This window comes from Chryseobacterium sp. VD8 (assembly GCF_037149975.1).
GTDB lineage: Bacteria > Bacteroidota > Bacteroidia > Flavobacteriales > Weeksellaceae > Chryseobacterium > Chryseobacterium indicum.
This window is the reverse complement of record NZ_JBBCQL010000375.1, coordinates 1-2,312: the sequence shown is the minus strand read 5'-3', so window position 1 is coordinate 2,312 and position 2,312 is coordinate 1. Positions and strand designations below refer to the sequence as shown.

Here is a 2,312-nt window from a genome sequence, read left to right as displayed (position 1 = left end):
TTCAGTTTTTTATTTAAATAATTTACATGAACCCCCAATCGGTCTGCATAATCTTTTGCCGTTTTCAGCTGCAGTCTCTGATCCGATGATTCTATGGGAAACTGCCTTTCCAACAGTTCTACAAACAGCGAAACAACACGCAGTGAAGCATCATTTGACGTCGATAATTTTGAAGCCGGCTGCAGCTTCTGTCCGTAATGAATAAGCTCCAGAACATAATTCCTGATAAGGTCATACTTAAAAATATAATCGGAATTAATTTCTTTTTTCATCTTATCGTACAGCTGTTCAATTTCATCTGCCAGATCATCTTCAATTTCAAAAAGAGGCACATTTCCAGGCTGAAAAATTGGCAAATCTTCAAGAGTATTATGCGATTTATCCTTAATAAAAAAATCTTCCGTGAAAACGCAGAAACTTCCCGACTGAAAAGGATCTTCTGGAATCCAATGATACGGAACTTTAGGAGTCGCAAATAAAAGCGCATTCCCTTTTATCTGAATAATTTTATCTGCATATTCCGCCCTGTTTCTGCCTCTTATTAAGCTTATCTTGTAATATTTTCTTCTGTTGTAAGGCATTTCAGAAGTTGTTTTTGCTCTTTCCAGAGTTTGGGCAATATCAAACACATTAAAATGGCCGATTTCCTTATGAAGCCCTTTCGGAAAAATAGTCTCGATATCCGTTCCGAGTTTTGCGGTCATTTCTCTGTAAAAGTCATCCAGCGAAGTGTAGGAAGTATGCTGCATCTTTTCCATAACTGAAATTTGTAAAATTCAAATGTACGGAATATTATTTCCGAAATCCCAAACAATAATTTTATAAATTTATCAAACAAAAGTGATTTATATTGAATTATTTTATATATTAGTGATGTCAAATTAAAAATATTCAATATGAAAAATCAAAATTTAAGCAACGGAAGAAAATTGAACAAAAAACAACTGCGTTCTATTACAGGGGGATTATTAAATTGTATGGAACCGATAATCTGCACTGATCCACCTTGTGAGGTAATGTGCACAAAAATCTCTCCGGCATGTGCACAAAAAGAATGCAGACCTTAATAATTTCATAAATTTTAACTAAACCAAATAACTTTTATTATGAAAAATCAAAATTTAAGTAACGGAAGAAAATTAAACAAAAAGCAACTGCGTTCTATTACAGGGGGATTGCTAAATTGTGTAATTTGTCCAACAATCGATCCTCCTTGTCCTGTTTTAAATGAATACGGCTGCATAACAATTTCTAAAGTCTGTGGTCAGATACAGTGCAGACCTTAGTAATTTTACAAGTTTTAACTAAATCAAATACTTTTATTATGAAAAATCAGAATTTAACAAATGGGAAAAAGCTCAATAAAAAAGAGCTTAGATCCATCACAGGAGGATTAATGCAATGTATTGATCCACAAACGGGGCTTTGCAGAAGCTATGGAAGACAATGCGCGGAAAGCCAGTGCCGTTTTATACTGGAACCTTAGAAGAAGAAATAATAATTAAATAAAAACGCTTCGAAGCAATGCTCCGGAGCGTTTTTCAATATAACTAACTTTAATACTTTATTCTTATACGTTGAATCTGAAGTGCATGATATCACCGTCTTTTACGATATATTCCTTCCCTTCTACAGAAAGTTTTCCGGCTTCTTTTACTTTTACTTCGGAACCGTAGTTGACGTAATCATCATACTTGATTACTTCTGCACGGATAAATCCTTTCTCAAAGTCGGTATGAATTACACCCGCCGCTTGAGGAGCAGTCCAGCCTTTTCCGATTGTCCAAGCTCTTACTTCTTTTACCCCTGCTGTGAAATAAGTCTGTAATTTCAATAAATCATAGGCTTTTCTGATCAGTCGGTTAACTCCGGGCTCCGTAAGACCAAGTTCTTCAAGGAAAATTTCTCTTTCTTCGTACGTTTCCAGTTCATTGATGTCTGCTTCAATCTGAGCGGCTAAAACAACGACTTCTGCGCCTTCATTTTTAGCCATTTCTTCAATTTTACCAATCCATTCGTTTCCGTTCTTAATAGAATTTTCATCCACGTTGCAAACGTAAAGAACCGGCTTATTGGTTAATAATTGAACGTCTCCGATAATAGATTTCGTAAGATCATCTGTTGCAAATTCTCTTGCATTTTTACCGTCTTCTAAAAATTTCTGAAGATTCTGAAGTGTTTCGTATGCCAAAACATCTTCTTTTTTACCGGATTTGATGAACTTTTTAGCTTTTTCAACTGCTTTTCCTACCGTTTCCAGATCTTTCAGCTGAAGTTCGATATCAATGATTTCTTTTTCTCTTAACGGATCT

General features: G+C 35.1%; 2 protein-coding genes. Both read right to left on the bottom strand.

What is annotated here, in order from left to right:
- Positions 1-758 (bottom strand): AraC family transcriptional regulator (locus WFK35_RS22290; protein WP_336734788.1); only part of this gene is annotated, 758 nt, incomplete at its 3' end.
- Positions 759-1,570: 812 nt separating this feature from the next.
- Positions 1,571-2,312 (bottom strand): redox-regulated ATPase YchF (locus WFK35_RS22285; protein WP_336734786.1); only part of this gene is annotated, 742 nt, incomplete at its 5' end.